The organism is Saccharopolyspora sp. ASAGF58 (genome assembly GCF_012277335.1).
In the GTDB taxonomy this organism is placed as follows: Bacteria; Actinomycetota; Actinomycetes; order Mycobacteriales; family Pseudonocardiaceae; genus Saccharopolyspora; species Saccharopolyspora hattusasensis.
Map to the genome: position 1 here is coordinate 1,298,214 of NZ_CP040605.1, position 14,500 is coordinate 1,312,713.

At 70.2% G+C, this 14,500-nt stretch carries 15 protein-coding genes; 3 read left to right on the top strand and 12 right to left on the bottom strand.

All coding sequences use genetic code 11. The features are described from left to right. Positions 1 to 20 precede the first annotated feature (20 nt). The 5 genes from FDZ84_RS05860 to FDZ84_RS05880 form a co-directional block, all read right to left on the bottom strand. Complete coding sequence (locus FDZ84_RS05860) at positions 21 to 1,031, bottom strand: DUF6461 domain-containing protein (RefSeq protein ID WP_168585053.1); 1,011 nt, start codon at positions 1,029 to 1,031, stop codon at positions 21 to 23. 205 nt (positions 1,032 to 1,236) lie between these two features. Continuing rightward, positions 1,237 to 2,268, bottom strand: coding sequence for a methionine synthase (locus tag FDZ84_RS05865; RefSeq protein ID WP_168585054.1), 1,032 nt, complete (start codon positions 2,266 to 2,268; stop codon positions 1,237 to 1,239). Between the two features lie 135 nt (positions 2,269 to 2,403). Continuing rightward, positions 2,404 to 3,936: a fatty acyl-CoA synthetase gene (locus tag FDZ84_RS05870; protein WP_168585055.1), complete on the bottom strand. Its 1,533-nt coding sequence runs from the start codon at positions 3,934 to 3,936 to the stop codon at positions 2,404 to 2,406. A 141-nt stretch (positions 3,937 to 4,077) separates the two neighbouring features. Next, positions 4,078 to 4,854 carry an alpha/beta fold hydrolase gene (locus FDZ84_RS05875; RefSeq protein WP_168585056.1) on the bottom strand — a complete coding sequence of 259 codons (777 nt, stop codon included), beginning with the start codon at positions 4,852 to 4,854 and terminating at the stop codon, positions 4,078 to 4,080. A gap of 31 nt (positions 4,855 to 4,885) precedes the next feature. Next, on the bottom strand, positions 4,886 to 5,416 hold the full coding sequence (locus FDZ84_RS05880) for a TetR/AcrR family transcriptional regulator (protein WP_168585057.1): 531 nt from the start codon (positions 5,414 to 5,416) through the stop codon (positions 4,886 to 4,888). An 84-nt stretch (positions 5,417 to 5,500) separates the two neighbouring features. On the opposite strand from FDZ84_RS05880, the gene FDZ84_RS05885 reads away from it, so the two are divergent. Both FDZ84_RS05885 and FDZ84_RS05890 read left to right on the top strand, forming a co-directional pair. Further along, positions 5,501 to 6,691 (top strand): FAD-dependent monooxygenase, encoded by a 1,191-nt coding sequence (locus FDZ84_RS05885; protein ID WP_168585058.1) that lies wholly within the window; start codon positions 5,501 to 5,503, stop codon positions 6,689 to 6,691. Between the two features lie 2 nt (positions 6,692 to 6,693). Then, positions 6,694 to 6,870: a hypothetical protein gene (locus FDZ84_RS05890; protein ID WP_168585059.1), complete on the top strand. Its 177-nt coding sequence runs from the start codon at positions 6,694 to 6,696 to the stop codon at positions 6,868 to 6,870. Positions 6,871 to 6,885: 15 nt separating this feature from the next. Here FDZ84_RS05890 and mnmA read toward each other — a convergent pair whose 3' ends face one another. From mnmA to FDZ84_RS05920, 6 genes are all read right to left on the bottom strand, one after another. Next, positions 6,886 to 7,974, bottom strand: a complete 1,089-nt coding sequence (gene mnmA, locus FDZ84_RS05895; RefSeq protein WP_168585060.1) for a tRNA 2-thiouridine(34) synthase MnmA — start codon at positions 7,972 to 7,974, stop codon at positions 6,886 to 6,888. A gap of 3 nt (positions 7,975 to 7,977) precedes the next feature. After that, positions 7,978 to 9,213, bottom strand: a complete 1,236-nt coding sequence (locus FDZ84_RS05900; protein WP_168585061.1) for a cysteine desulfurase family protein — start codon at positions 9,211 to 9,213, stop codon at positions 7,978 to 7,980. Between the two features lie 63 nt (positions 9,214 to 9,276). Continuing rightward, positions 9,277 to 9,588 (bottom strand): hypothetical protein, encoded by a 312-nt coding sequence (locus FDZ84_RS05905; RefSeq protein WP_168585062.1) that lies wholly within the window; start codon positions 9,586 to 9,588, stop codon positions 9,277 to 9,279. 117 nt (positions 9,589 to 9,705) lie between these two features. After that, complete coding sequence (locus FDZ84_RS05910; RefSeq protein ID WP_168585063.1) at positions 9,706 to 10,551, bottom strand: 1-acyl-sn-glycerol-3-phosphate acyltransferase; 846 nt, start codon at positions 10,549 to 10,551, stop codon at positions 9,706 to 9,708. Beyond that, positions 10,548 to 11,312, bottom strand: coding sequence for a GNAT family N-acetyltransferase (locus FDZ84_RS05915; RefSeq protein ID WP_168585064.1), 765 nt, complete (start codon positions 11,310 to 11,312; stop codon positions 10,548 to 10,550). The genes FDZ84_RS05910 and FDZ84_RS05915 overlap by 4 nt, the downstream gene beginning before the upstream one ends. 212 nt (positions 11,313 to 11,524) lie before the next feature. Further along, positions 11,525 to 12,706 (bottom strand): glycosyltransferase, encoded by a 1,182-nt coding sequence (locus tag FDZ84_RS05920; RefSeq protein WP_246868831.1) that lies wholly within the window; start codon positions 12,704 to 12,706, stop codon positions 11,525 to 11,527. A gap of 296 nt (positions 12,707 to 13,002) precedes the next feature. Here FDZ84_RS05920 and rnhA point away from each other — a divergent pair, with 296 nt between their 5' ends. Then, positions 13,003 to 13,461 (top strand): ribonuclease HI, encoded by a 459-nt coding sequence (gene rnhA / locus FDZ84_RS05925; RefSeq protein ID WP_168585066.1) that lies wholly within the window; start codon positions 13,003 to 13,005, stop codon positions 13,459 to 13,461. A gap of 61 nt (positions 13,462 to 13,522) precedes the next feature. Here rnhA and FDZ84_RS05930 read toward each other — a convergent pair whose 3' ends face one another. Then, on the bottom strand, positions 13,523 to 14,473 hold the full coding sequence (locus FDZ84_RS05930) for an electron transfer flavoprotein subunit alpha/FixB family protein (protein WP_168585067.1): 951 nt from the start codon (positions 14,471 to 14,473) through the stop codon (positions 13,523 to 13,525). Positions 14,474 to 14,500: the final 27 nt, after the last annotated feature.

Consider the following 14,500-nt stretch of genomic DNA (forward strand, 5'->3'; position numbering starts at 1 on the left):
TCGGGGCCGATCCCGCGGACTCACCGGTCCGCGAGTTCGGCGGCGACGATGCGCGCGAGCTCACCCGCCTCCACCCCGCGCACCTGCCGCGCCCCGACCAGCACCCCGGCCAGCGCGGTCAGCGCATCCTCGTGAGTTGCCTGCCGCAACGCCTCAACCGCGCGCAGCTGGTTGCGGATCTTGCTGCACGGGCGGCTCCAGGTGCTCTGCCAGGACCATTCCCGGACCACCGCGCCGAGCGCACCGCGGTCGATCCAACCCCCTCTGATCAGGGATGACAGGGTCCGCCGCACGACGGGGTGGTCGACACAGCCGACAGTGGCGACCACGTGCCGCGCGGCCACGGCGACGGCCCGTCGCCGATCGGGCTCGGCGGCCAGGCGCAGCGCCGCGACCAGTTCGGGCGGGTAGCCGGCGATTTCGTCCAGCGGATTCGGCTCCCCGACCAGGTCGTCGGGCCACGGCGCGACCGGGAAGGTCTGGAAGTCGCCGACGAGCCAGTCCGGGGTCGGCGACAGCCCGGTCAGCCGCCCGGCCAAGGCCAGCATCAGCGCCACCGGATCGGCCTGTGACCAGGGCAATCCGGCGCGGACGACTTCCAGCTCGTCCGGCCGGCTGCCCTCCCGGTACTCAGGCAGCACCGCCTCGAACGAGGTCCGGACATCGCCGAGCACCGCATGCGAGAAGCGGGTGAGCGCGCTCGCGTCCCAGAACACCGAGACGGCGGCCTGCCGCGCGGCCTGGCGCAGCACTTCCGGCCGCTGCCCCTGCAGACCGCTGTCCTCGACCACGAGCACCCAGCCCCCGACCTGCCGAAGCGCGATCATGGGGTATTTCTCCTGGTGGGCGAAAGCTTCCTCGCAGAAGTCGTCGATGTCCAGCGGCCGACCGAACCCGGCGACGGCACCGAAGTCCGCAGCCACCTCACCGACGCCGTCGCCCCGCACGAAAGTCAGGCACGCAGCCTCCTGGATGGTGCTCCGCCGAATCCACTCGGCCCGCTCGAGCTCGCTGATGCAATGACCGCCCACGAGTTCTTCCTACCAGCGCAACGACTTCCACACTGCGGATTCCGAAAACACGCACCGACAAGAAAGCAAACCCAACCAGCAGCCAGCTGCCCGCGGATCGAAACGCAAGTCCAAAGTGGACGAACAAAGCTCGCGAGCCTTCCGCAGCTCGGAATCCCGATCTTCCTCACGGCAGCCGATCGATCAGGCTGCGGTGGGCGGTTCGCTACTGCTCGGCTTCGTCGGCGAAGAGGTTGGCGAGGTCGCGGGTGAGGCTGATCGCGCGGCGCGTCCAGGCCGGTGTCGCTCCCGCGAGGCCGCAGGTCGGGGTCGGCACGCTGCGCTCGGCCAGCGCCCGGCGGGCGAAGCCGAGGCGGGAGGCCAGGTCGAACGCGGGTCGGGCGATTCGGCGGAGGCGGGCTTCGCCCCTCAGCTCCGTGCTCGGGACCAGTCCGAGGAACAACGTGGTGCCCTCTTCCCAGGCCTCCCCCAGTTCGTCGGCGAACGAACCGGACACGTCACCGAGCCTGGTGGCGTCCAGCGCGATAGCCCCGGCGCCGGCCCGGCGCAGCATCGCGACCGGCGGGCGGACCGCGCAGCAGTGCACCACGACCGGCGAACCCGTTGCGGCCGCGAGCTTCTCGATCATCTCGGCCAGCACGCGTTGCGCGTCCGGTTCCGGGACCGCGGACACCTTGCCGTAACCGGAGGGCGTAGGCAGCGACCCCGCCAGCACTGCGGGCAACGACGGCTCGTCGAGCTGGACGACGACCCTGGCGCCGGTGCGAGCGGCGACCTGTTCGGAGTGCGCGATCAGGCCTTCGGTCAGCGACTCCGTGAAGTCGTGCAGCGCGCCCTGGTCGGTCAGCACCCGGTGTCCGCGGTGCAGCTCGATCCCGGCCGACAGCGTCCACGGGCCCGCCGCCTGCACCTTCACCGCCCGCGGAGCACCCGCTTCGGCGGCCGCTTGCTCCACGGCGTCCAGGTCCCAGCGCATCAGGTCGATGGCGCGCTGGTGGTCCCGGCCGGGGCGGGAGGCTACCCGGTAGCCCGACGGCACCACTTCGACGGCGAGGTCGACCAGCAGCCCGGCGGTGCGGCCGAGGATATCGGCACCGACGCCGCGCCCCGGCAGCTCCGGGAAGGGCGTCAAGTCGGGCAGTTCGCCGACGACAGTGCGCGCCGCCTCGACCGGATCGTCCCCGGGCATCGATCCGATGGCTGTGGCGATCCCAGGGCCCCAAGGTGCGTCACTCACCCCGCCATTATCGACAGCCCGCCGCGCGCCGCCCGACGGGGCACAGCCAACGCGGCTCAGCGCCCGTGAGCGTTTTCGGGTGCTATCGCGCCCAGAACCACTCACGGTCCTTGACCAGCCAAAACGAAGCTGCGATCAGTCGGTGAGCTCGTCGCGCAGGACGCGTTTGAGGAGCTTGCCCGAGCTGTTGCGCGGCAGGTCGTCGACGAAGCGGATCTCCTTCGGCACCTTGAAGCCGGCCAGGCTGCCGCGCGCGTGCTCCAGCAGTTCCGCCTCCGTCACCTCGGCCTTGGCGACCACCACCGCCGCGATGCGCTCGATCCACTTCGGATCGGACACCGCGATCACCGCCACTTCGGCCACCGCCGGGTGCGTGTACAGCGCGTCCTCCACCTCGCGGGATGCGACCAGCACGCCACCGGTGTTGATCACGTCCTTGATCCGGTCGACGACGAAGCAGTAGCCCTCCGAGTCACGTCGCACCAGGTCGCCGGAGTGGAACCAGCCGCCGCGGAACGCCTCGGCGGTCTCCGCGGGCTTGTCCCAGTACCCGGTGCACAGCTGCGGCGACCGGTAGACGATCTCGCCCAACTCCCCCGGCGCGGCCTCCTCGCCCTGCTCGTCGACGACCTTCGCCTCCACGAACAGCACGGGCCGCCCGGCGGAATCCGGCCGCTCGTCGTGCTCCTCCGGGCGCAGCACCGTCGCAAGTGGAGCGATCTCGGACTGCCCGAAGCAGTTGTAGAACCCCAGTTCCGGCAGCTGATCGCGCAACCGCTGCAACACCGGCCCGGGCATGATCGAGGCGCCGTAGTAGGCCTTGCGCAGCGTCTTCAGGTCGCGGGTGGCGAAGTCGGAGTGGTTGGCCAGCGCCACCCAAACCGTTGGCGCGGCGAAGAACGCGCTGATCCGCTCCTCCTCGATCCGCCGCAGGATGTCGCCCGGCTCCGGCACTTCCATCAGCACGTTGGTGGAGCCGATCATCAGCTGCGGCAGGAGGAACACGTGCATCTGCGCCGAGTGGTACAGCGGCATCACGTGCAGCGGCAGATCGTCTTCGCGGAAATCCAGCGCGACCACGCAGGACACGTACTCGTGCAGCAGCGCGCGATGCGTCATCATCGCGCCCTTGGGCTGCGAGGTCGTGCCCGAGGTGTAGAGCAGCTGGACCAGCGCATCGTCGGCGACGGCGACGTCCAACTTCGGCAACGGGCCGTCGATGCACTGCGCCAGCAGCGAATCCGCGCTGTCGCGCAGCGGGATCACGCGCTCGACCGCGGTGCCGGGACGGACTGCGGCGAGCTTGTCGGCCAAGGCAGGATCCACCAGCGCGATGCTGCTCCCCGACTGCTCCAGCAGGTAGCCCAGCTCGCCGGAGGTCAGGTTGTAGTTGATCGGCACGTGCACCAGGCCTGCCCGCGCGCAGGCGAGGAATCCGATCACGTAGGCGTCGGAGTTCTTGCCGTAAGCCGCGATCCGGTCGCCCTGGTTCGCCCCGGCGGCCAGCAGCACCCCGGCGGCGCGGGTAACCGCAGCATCGAGTTCGGCATAGGTCCAAACCCATTCCTGCCCAGCACTGTCGACGAACCGCAGAGCCTCGCGGTCCCGGACTCGCGCGGCGCTGCGCCGCAACACGCCTGCGACCGTGCTGGCCCGAAAATCGAGCACAGGACCTCCCCAGTTCACGGTGCTGGTGTGGTGCACGGTGCCGCAATTTCAATGGAAATCAGAGCTCTGATTTCCATTGAAATTGCGGAAATCCCGGACGCCGGGAGACACTACCCGCGAACCCCGCTGCGCACTAGGCCGTCAGCGGCGCCACAACTCGCGCAGTGCGTCGTTGACGACATCGGGCCGCTGGCTGTGCGGCCAGTGCGACGCGCCCGGCACCTCCAGGTGATCGGCGTTGATGCGCCGCGCTGTCACACGCGCGCACTCCATGATCGGCTCGCCTCCGTGCTCGCGGTACGCCCGCGGCGCGTCGTCCCAGGTCCCAGTGACCACCCTCATCGGCCAGGCCGCCGCAGCGAGGGGTTCGACCGGGATCTGTGCTCCCCAAGCCGGTATCTCGCGCAGCGCGGTACGCGTCGCCCGCACGAGCTCCGGCGTCACCGGCGGCGCTTCGAAGCCCACGGACTCGAAGTTGAGCCGAACCAGGTCCTCGTCGGACAGTTCGGGCGGCACCGACGCGATCGCGTCCTGGTTGCGCTCCAACGCCTCAGCGACCAACGGCGCATCCGCGGCGAGCTGAAAGCAAGCCGGTTCGATGAGCGTCAGGGAAAGAACCGACTCCGGGTTCCGCGAGGCGGCCAGCATCGCGACCACGCCGCCGGAAGAGTGCCCCACCAGGTGCGCTCCGCCGTCGAGCAACTCGGCGATGTCGTCGGCGTCCTGCTCGTAGTCGCTGCGTTCGACGTCCGGGCTGCCTCCGTAGCCCCGCCGATCCGGGAGAACGAGCCGGAATTCGCCGGCCAGCGGGAGTTGGGCACCGAACCCGAAAACCTCGTGCGCCGCCCAAGTGCCCGAACCGTGCACGAGGATCGCGCGCGCTCCGTCGCCCCTTTCCGCGACATGCAGTGAAGTCATGCGCACATTCTGTCGACGCGCAGAGGTGCTGTCACTTGCTCAACGCGGCAATCGCCGCTTCCAGGGCGGCGTCGCGGAATTCCTCGGGCGGCCCTTCGGTTGTCGCGCAGTCCTGCAACCCGCCGATCGCGACGGTCGCCCGAGCGATCTGCGCAGGTGATGCGTCGGGGCCGACCAGCAATGCGTAGACGCGGTCGCGCCAGGCGAGCATCTGCTGCATCAGATCGAGCTGCGCCAACGCCGAGACGTCCCGCAGGACCAGCTCGAAGACCTGCCGGTACCGCAGGACCACGTCGAAGTAGTCGGCCAGGAACTGGCGCGGATCGACCTCCGCGGCCGCCTCGCGGTCCGCCAGCAGGTCCTCGATCTCGTCGACGAAAGGCTGCACGATGCCGCGCATCAGGTCCGCCTTGGACGGGAAGTGGTAGTACAGCGCGGCTTTGGTGATACCGAGCCGCTCGGCGACCTCCCGCAGGCTCGTTTTCTCGAACCCCTGGCGGGCGAACAGCTCCGCGGCGACCGCGCGGATCTCCGCCCTGGTGTCGACCCGTGTCCTCGGCATCGGCGTCCTCCTCCCGGCGGATCCTACTGCTTGCCGACCGGTAAGTTACTTGCCGACCGGTAAGTAGCGGGCTAGCTTAGCCCCATGACGAAGAACATCCTGATCTCCGGTGCCAGCATCGCCGGGCCGGCCCTGGCGTTCTGGCTGCGCAAGCACGGTTTCAACCCGACCGTGGTGGATCGCGCACCCGCGATGCGCGACGGCGGCTACGCCGTCGACGTGCGTGGCGCGTCGGTCGAGGTGGCCGAGCGGATGGGCATCCTGGCCGAACTGCAGGATGCGCGCACCGGCATGAGGGGCATGACCGTCCTCGGTGCGGCGGGCCGGTCGGTGGCCGAAGTCCGCATGGACGAACTGCTCGGCGGCGAACGCGACATCGAGATCATGCGCGGCACGCTCACCCGGATTCTGCACGAGCGCACCAGCGGAACCGAGTACCTCTTCGGCGACTCCATAACCGCCATCGACCAGGGCGCCGACGGCGTTCGCGTGACCTTCGAGCACCACGCGCCGCGCGAATTCGACCTCGTGGTCGGCGCCGACGGGCTGCACTCCAACGTCCGGCGGCTGGCGTTCGGCCCGGAGCCCGGTTTCCGCCGCTACCTCGGCTACCACGTCTCGATCTTCAGCACCGACAACTTCCTCGACCTGGACCGCTGGACCACGATCCGCAACACACCCGGCAAGGTGGCGGGCTTGTACCAGGCGCGAACCGACACCGGGGCGAAGGCGATCCTCGGCTTCAAATCACCGGAACTGCGCTTCGACCCCCGCGACCCGCAGACCCAGATCGCCTTGCTGGACAAGGCTTTCGCCGACGAGGGCTGGATCGCCCCCCGCCTGCTCGACGCCGCACGCCGCGCACCGGACTTCTACTTCGACTCGATCGCCCAGATCCGACTCGACGACTGGACGCGCGGACGCGTGGTGCTGGTCGGCGACGCGGGCTACTGCCCGTCCCCGCTGTCCGGCCAGGGCTCCAGCCTCGCGCTGGTCGGCGCCTACGTGCTGGCCGGCGAACTGCTCGCCGCCGACGGGGATCACCGCACCGCGTTCCGCCGCTACGAGGCGGAAATGCGGAACTACGTGACGCTGAACCAGAAGATCGCGACGGACGGCGCGAAAACGCTGATCCCGAAGACCGCCACCGGCCTGTGGCTTCGCAACCAGGCGTTCCGCCTGATGCGCTACCTGCCCCGGACCAGCGGCCTGCCCAAGGAGATCCAGCACGCCGCCAACGCGATCAGCCTCCGCGACTACGCACCGGGGTCGTGACCGTGAAGCGGCGCGTTAACGCGAGCATCTACCGAAGGACTGCGGGCCGGGCGGCCATCGCCCGGTGGTGCACCGTCCAGCTCGATTCGTGGCCGGTGGCGCACCAGCGGCGAACGATCAGCATCCACGGCGAACCAGCCCACCCGCAGCACCTGGCCGAGCTCGTCGAGCGCTCTTGATCAGGACTGCGACCGCTAGCGGGTGGCGGAGATGAGGCCGCTGCCGAGGACGAGGTCTCCCGCGGCGTCCTGGTGGTAGAGGACGATCGCCTGCCCCGGAGCGACACCGCGCAGCGGCTGGCGGAGCTGGACTCGGATGCCGTCCTCGTCGGCCTCGGCGACCGCCTCGGCCGTGCCGCCGTGGGCCCGGACCTGGATCACGCATTCCGTCGGGCCGTCCAACGGCCGCTCGGACGGCCAGATGGGCCGCTTCGCGTCGATCTCGCTGACCGACAGCCGATCCGCGGAACCCACCTGGACGGTCCCGGACACCGGCTCCAGCGAAAGCACGTAGCGCGGCCGGCCGTCCGAGGCCGGGGCGTCGATGCCGAGCCCCTTGCGCTGGCCCACGGTGAACCCGTGCACGCCGGTGTGCTCGCCGAGCACCGCGCCGGTTTCGGCGTCCACCAGCTTGCCCGGCGTCTGCCCGAGCTTGGTCTCCAGGAACTTCTTGGTGTCGCCGTCCGGGATGAAGCAGATGTCGTGGCTGTCCGGCTTCTTGGCCACCGCCAGGTCGCGCTCGGCGGCCTCGACGCGCACCTCGGACTTCAGCGAGTCGCCGAGCGGGAACATCGAGTGCCGCAGCTGCTCCGCGGTCAGCGAGGCCAGCACGTAGGACTGGTCCTTGCCGTCGTCCCGGCTGCGCCGCAACTCCGGCACACCGTCCACGATGGACAGTCGGGCGTAGTGCCCGGTGCAGACCGCGTCGAAGCCCAGCGCCATGGCCTTCTCCAGCAGCGCCTCGAACTTGATCTTCTCGTTGCAGGTCAGGCACGGGTTCGGGGTGCGGCCCGCGGCGTACTCGCCGACGAAGGTTTCGATGACCGCCTCGGTGAACCGCTCCGCGAAGTCCCACACGTAGAACGGGATGCCCAGCAGGTCCGCGGCGCGGCGGGCGTCCCGGGAGTCCTCGATGGTGCAGCACCCGCGGGCGCCGGTGCGCAGCGTGCCGGGCTTCGCCGACAGCGCCAGGTGCACGCCGACCACGTCGTGGCCCGCCGCGACCGCTCGCGCGGCGGCGACGGCGGAATCGACCCCGCCGCTCATGGCTGCCAGTACTCGCACGCCTCACACCTCCGTGGCGGCGGTCGTCGACCCCGCCGAAGATCGGCGCAACCCGGGCAGGCCGGCGCTACGCGCTCGTTGCACCACCGGCCCGATCGCCTCGGTGAGTGCCTGTACATCGGCTGCGGTCGAAGTGTGCCCCAGCGAGAAGCGCAGCGACCCGCGCGCGGCCTTCGGGTCCGCCCCCATCGCCAGCAGCACGTGGCTGGGCTCCGAGACCCCCGCGGTGCAGGCGGAGCCGGTGGAGCACTCGATCCCCTTGGCATCCAACAACATCAACAGGCTGTCGCCCTCGCAGCCGGGGAACGTGAAGTGCGCGTTGCCGGGCAACCGGGACGGTCCACCGCCCACGACGTCGTGCCCTGGATCGCCGTTGAGCACCACGTCCGGCACCACGGCGCGCACGCCGGCGATCAGCTCGTCGCGCAGCTTGGTCAACTGCGGCGCCTGCGATTCGCGCGCGCCGACCGCCTCGCGCACGGCCGACGCCAACCCCAGCACTCCAGGGGTGTCGAGGGTCCCGGACCGCACCTCGCGCTCCTGGCCGCCGCCGTGCAGCACCGGGGTGCACTTGACGTCCCGCGACAGCAGCAGCACACCGACCCCGTACGGGCCGCCGACCTTGTGGCCGGTCATGGTCAGTGCCGCGACCCCGGAGGCCGCGAAGTCCACCGGCAATGTCTCGACGGCCTGCACGGCATCAGTGTGCAGCGGCACCCCGCAGCGGTCGGCGATCGCGGACAGCTCCGAGATCGCGTTGACGGTGCCGACCTCGTTGTTGGCCCACATGACGGTGGCCAACGCCACGTCGTCCGGGTTCTCCGCGAGAGCCGCCTCGAACACCTCCGGGCGCACCCGGCCGTTCGAGTCGGCTGCCAGCCAAGTCACCTCGGCACCCTCGTGCTCGGCCAGCCACTCGACGGCGTCCAGCACCGCGTGGTGCTCGACGGTCGAGGCGAGGACGCGGCGCCGGGTGGGATCCGCGGCCCGACGCGCCCAGAAGATCCCCTTGACCGCCAAGTTGTCGCTCTCGGTCCCGCCCGCGGTGAACAGCACCTCCGACGGCCGGGCCCCCAGCGCATCGGCGACGTCCTCCCGCGACTCCTCCACGGCGCGGCGTGCCCGGCGACCCGAGGTGTGCAGGGACGAGGCGTTGCCGATCCTGGTCAACGCCTCGCTCATCGCTGCGACCGCCCCTGGCCGCATCGGTGTCGTGGCAGCGTGGTCGAGGTAAGTCATCGCGCTGTCCAGGGTAATGCAGCCGCCCCGGCGGCCACCCCTCGGTCCGGCGGAAGGCGCAGGTCAGGACGTTTGCGCACGGCCCGAGCGGACGAGCAGCAAACCGGCCAGCACGGCACCGGCCAGCAGCGCCAGATCCAGCGGCACGACGCCCCTGGTCGGCGCGGCCCCGGTGGTCAGCGCGGCGACCGCCCACGCCGACGACATCGCGGCGAACGCCGCAGGCCGGTGCTCCTCCGGAAAGACCCGACCGATCATCACGTAGAGCGCGACGATGAGCACCCCGCCACCGCAGCCCTTGCACCGCATGGGCGACGAGCAGCACAGGCTGCTGTGCACAGCGGCGGCGACGATCGTGGCCAGCGCGGTGCCCAACCCGCCAGTCGTGAGTGGCGAAGCCGGTAAGAACCGGCTTTCGCACTCACGACATCTGACCTGCGACAACAGTCACCTCCAAAACAGCCTCTAAAGCACCCGAAAGCACCACGGGTGTCATGCGGCGAGGTCGTGTGCGCTGCGGTGCTCCGGCGAAGCCTGGTGGCCCGGCGAAGCACCGGTGGCCGCAACGATCGCAGACTGGGCCTGCTCGGCCAACTCCCGGCGGTCGGTGCCGACCAGCTCGGGCAACACCACCAATTCCACGACCAGGCCCCGCATCCGCGCCACCGCGAGGACCGAATCGACCAGCGTGGCATCGCCCAGGAACGCCGCCGCAGTGGTCGGCTCGCCGACCTCTGTCCGGAAGACCAGCGCAACCGGCTGCATCCGCACACCCGCATCCACCGCGGCCTGGAAGACGGCGGGCCGGAACCGCCCGGAAGCCCGCCCGCACCAGGTCGTCCCCTCCGGGAAGGCACCGATCACGGCCCCGGCGCGCAACTCGTCGGCGATCGTCCGCACCGCGCCGGGCAGCGCCGACAGCCGGTCGCGATCGATGTAAACGGTGCCGGCCCGCCCGGCGAGCGGCCCCAGCAGCGGCCAGGACCGGACCTCGACCTTGGCCAGCATCCGCATTGGGTGAAGCGCCTGGAGCGCTACGACGTCCAGCCACGAAACGTGGTTGCTGACCACCAGCGCGCCGCCCGGCGGAATCCGCTCCCCGAACGCGAGGCCAACTCCCAGAACGCACAACAGCATCCGGAACCACGTCCGCAACGCCCGATCCCGCGAAGCCGCCGGCAGCACCGGCAGCGCCAGCGTGAGGACGCACCCGACCAGTAACAATCCGACGGTGCCGCCCAGCCGCAGCACCACCCGGGGCAGCCCCACCTCCGCCTGCTTGTCGCGCGGCGGAAGGCAATCCGGCCCGCACTGCGACGTGGGCGTCCACTGGTTCATGCCGCGTCGCCCAGGAAGAAGCGCAGGTACCGCTGATCGGCGCGCTTGAGGTCCAGGAGCACGAAGTAGTCGGCCACGCCGAAGTCCGGATCGTGCGCCGGAGGCCCGCACACCTGAGCACCAAGCCGCAGGTACCCCTTGAGCAGCGGCGGCATCGGCGCACGTCCGGTGACCTCGAACGACTCCCAAGGCCGGTACGGGCGCACGCGGTGTTCCTCCGGCGCGTAGTGCTTCGCCGACACCGTGTTCCACACGTGCGCCGCCTGATCGCCTCCGTCGTCCAGCGGCACCGAAGCACAACCCGCGAGCATGGTGTGACCGTGCAGCAGCATGTAGCGCGCGATCCCGGTCCACACCAGACTGACGACGGCGCCGTTGCGGTGGTCCGGGTGCACGCACGACCGCCCGGTCTCCACCAGCGAGGGGCGCAGCGGGTCGAGCGCCGAAAGGTCGAACTCGGTTTCTGAATAGAGCATTCCGGCTGCCTTCGCCCGATCCGGCGGCAGCATCCGGTAGGTCCCGACCACCGCGCCGGAGCGGTCGTCGCGGACGATCAGATGGTCGCAGTAGTCGTCGAAGGAATCCCGGTCGACCCCGAATTCGCGACCGGTGACCGTGGCCCCCATCTCCTCGGCGAACACCTGGTAGCGCAGGCGTTGCGCGGCGTGCACTTCGTCGGAGTCTCTGGCGACCAGCAGCGAGTAGTGGGCGTCGGCCGCCGCACTCGGTGCGGCACTGGCCAGCAGCTGCGTCTCGGACATGCCGCAGGTGTATCGCCGCGCGGCGAACGCCCAACACACCAGCCGATGACACGGAGCAGGAACTTTCGGTGAATCCCAGGTGCGGCACCAGATCATTGCCCCGAACGGTCGCCTGGAACCCACCCGAACAGCACAGCACCCCTGGCCGCGGGCTCTTGCCGCGCGACCCGGGTCGATTTCGTCCCAGCCTCTTGGGAGGCCAGCTGCGGAACCTACTGGCCGACGAGCGCGGTCGCGCGCTCGATGATCGACGACGGGCTGGGCTGGGTGGCCATCTCCCCGCTCACCTCGCGCGCCGCCGCGCGGAACCCGGGCTCGGTGAGCAGCCGCTCGGCCATCGACCGCACCGTGGCGACGTCCACAGTGGCCGGATCGTGGGACAGCCCGACACCCCGGTCCACCACCCGCTGCGCCGACATCGGATTGTCCGCGAAAGCGGGCAGGACCAGCTGAGGAACCCCGTAGTGCAGCGGCGCGGCGGTGGTGCCTGAACCACCGTGGTGCACCATCAGCGAAGCGGTCGGCAGGAACGTCGACAGCGGGAGGAAGCCGACGGAGCGCACGTTGGCCGGGAGCGTCCCGAGCTCGGCGAGATCGGTCTGGCCGGTCGCCAGGACCACCTCCACGTCCAGCGCACCGAGCGCCTCGATCACCACGGACAGGCTGCTGATGCCGGACATGATCGGCACCACGGTCCCGAGCGTGACGCCGACGCGCGGCCGTTCCGGCCGCCGCAGAGCCCACTCCGGAACCACCGCGCCACCGTTGAACGGCACGAACCGCATCGACCACCAGGGGACGCCGTCCTCCTTGTCCGGCTCGTCGCCTACCAGCCCGCCCATGCTGGGCGCCCGTGGATCGATCCGCGCGATCACCCGCGGCCAACCATCGGGAATGCCCAGCTTGTCGCGCAGCGCGAGGGTGATCTCGTCGTTCTCGTAGAAATTGCGCCCGTCTCGGAAATCCCCGTCCCGCGACGACCAGGAGACGCGGTTGCCCACCTCCAGCACCGGCACCCCGAGCGCCACCGCGGCCAGCCGCCCGGCCGCGTGGTCGGTGGTGTGGACGACGAGATCCGCGCCGAACGCCCGCCCGGCGTCGATGGTGCCTTCGGTCATCGTCAGCGTGAACAACCCGAACGGGCTGCCCGCCTGCGTGGCCTTCTCGTACGCCTCGGACATCCCCTTGGCCACGCCGAGCCGCTCGAGCTCCGGCGACTTCTCCCTCGCATTGATCCCGCGCAGCAGCACGTCCCACACGTCGTGCTCCGGGAACACGTCGACGACGGGCAACCCGGCGCGTGCGCCGACATCGGTCATCTCGGCGGTGGTGGCGACCAGAACTTCGTGCCCGGCAGCCCGAGCCGCCCAGATCAACGGGACGATCGGCAACATAAGCCCATAACCGGGCGCAGCGGTGAAGAGGATTCGCACGTCGGCCGAGCATGCCACCCCTCACCGACACCCGCACCCGATTTTCAACGTCCCGCGAGCAAGGGAACCTTCCTGTCACCCCGCCCCTCACCCCGAAGCAAGGGAACCTTCCTGTCACCGAACCGCGCCCAGCGCGAGCAAGGGAACCTTCCTGCCACTCACCAAACGGCGCCCGACTCCCCGCGGCTGCGAGCAAGGGAACCTTCCTGTCACCGCCGCGGCGGCCCCCCGATCCGCCGCCGGTTAGATTCCGGGGTATGCAGCGAACGACCGACCGCGTCGACCTCTACACCGACGGCGCATGCAGCGGGAACCCCGGCCCCGGCGGCTGGGGCGTCGTGCTGCGCTACGGCGACCACGAGCGTGAGCTCTACGGCAAGAACGCCGCGACGACGAACAACAAGATGGAGCTCATGGCGGTCATCGAGGGCTTGGCCGCGCTGACGCGGCCGATGCCGACCGTGCGCATCTACACGGACAGCACGTACGTGCTCAAGGGCATCACGCAGTGGATGCACGGTTGGAAGCGCAACGGCTGGCTGACGTCCGCGAAGCAGCCGGTCAAGAACGCCGACCTGTGGCAGCGCCTGGACTCGGAATGCGCGCGTCACGGCGACGTGCAGTGGCAATGGGTGAAGGGGCACAACGGCCACCCGGAGAACGAGCGCGCCGACCGGCTCGCCTGCCAGGGCCGGGACGAAGCTCGCGCGGGTTGACGCACAGAAGGCGGGCCGCACCCGGGTGCGGCCCGCCTTCTGCGTCAGATCAGCTCGGGGCTCAGCCCTTGCGCTTGGTGATTTCCTCGGTGAGCTGCGGGGCGACCTTGAACAAGTCACCCACGACGCCGAAGTCGGCGATCTCGAAGATCGGGGCCTCGGGATCCTTGTTCACCGCGACGATCGTCTTGGCGGTCTGCATACCGGCCCGGTGCTGGATCGCACCGGAAATGCCCAGCGCGATGTACAGCTGCGGGGACACGGTCTTACCGGTCTGCCCGACCTGGAACTGGTGCGGGTAGTAGCCGGAGTCCACCGCCGCACGCGAGGCACCCACCGCGGCACCCAAACTATCGGCCAGCTTCTCCACAACCTCGAACGACTCCGCCGAACCGACACCACGGCCACCGGAGACCACGATCGAGGCCTCGGTGAGCTCCGGGCGGTCCCCGGCCTCAGCAGGCTGCCGACCCGTGATCCTCGCACCCGTAGCGGCCGGAACCTCCACCGACACGACCACAGCCGCGCCCGCGGCCTGCTCGGGCTCGATCGCACCCGGCAGCACCGTGACGACCGGCGTGCCCTTGGTGACCTTCGCCTTGGCGTCGTAGGCGCCACCGAACAGCGAGTGCGCCCCCACACCGTCGGCGTCGAGGCCCACGACCTCCGACAGCAAACCCGAACCGATGCGAATCGCCAGCCGACCGGCGATCTCCTTGCCATCGATCGACGCCGATACCAGCACCGCCGCCGGGCCGGCGCTGCCAACCAGGCTGGCCAGCACGCCCACCTGCGGGGTCACCAGGAACTCCGAGGCCTCCGCGGACTCCGCCGCATACACCTTCGCCGCACCGTAAGCCGCGAGGCTCTCGGCGAGCTTGCCGGTGGTGCCCGGCCCGCCCACCACGACCGCGGACGGCTCACCCAACCGACGCGCCGCCGTCAGCAGCTCGTACGTGACCTTCTTGACCTCGCCGTCCACGTGATCGACGAGGACCAGAACCTCAGCCATGAATCAATGCCTCCTCGAAAAACCGTG

What these genes read in the sequence shown, in the direction of transcription:
- FDZ84_RS05875 (WP_168585056.1), bottom strand. Translation starts at nt 4,854, where the DNA reads ATGACTTCACTGCATGTCGCGGAAAGGGGCGACGGAGCGCGCGCGATC.
- FDZ84_RS05880 (WP_168585057.1), bottom strand. Translation starts at nt 5,416, where the DNA reads ATGCCGAGGACACGGGTCGACACCAGGGCGGAGATCCGCGCGGTCGCC.
- FDZ84_RS05885 (WP_168585058.1), top strand. Translation starts at nt 5,501, where the DNA reads ATGACGAAGAACATCCTGATCTCCGGTGCCAGCATCGCCGGGCCGGCC.
- FDZ84_RS05900 (WP_168585061.1), bottom strand. Translation starts at nt 9,213, where the DNA reads ATGACTTACCTCGACCACGCTGCCACGACACCGATGCGGCCAGGGGCG.
- FDZ84_RS05910 (WP_168585063.1), bottom strand. Translation starts at nt 10,551, where the DNA reads ATGAACCAGTGGACGCCCACGTCGCAGTGCGGGCCGGATTGCCTTCCG.
- FDZ84_RS05915 (WP_168585064.1), bottom strand. Translation starts at nt 11,312, where the DNA reads ATGTCCGAGACGCAGCTGCTGGCCAGTGCCGCACCGAGTGCGGCGGCC.
- FDZ84_RS05920 (WP_246868831.1), bottom strand. Translation starts at nt 12,706, where the DNA reads ATGTTGCCGATCGTCCCGTTGATCTGGGCGGCTCGGGCTGCCGGGCAC.
- rnhA (WP_168585066.1), top strand. Translation starts at nt 13,003, where the DNA reads ATGCAGCGAACGACCGACCGCGTCGACCTCTACACCGACGGCGCATGC.
- FDZ84_RS05930 (WP_168585067.1), bottom strand. Translation starts at nt 14,473, where the DNA reads ATGGCTGAGGTTCTGGTCCTCGTCGATCACGTGGACGGCGAGGTCAAG.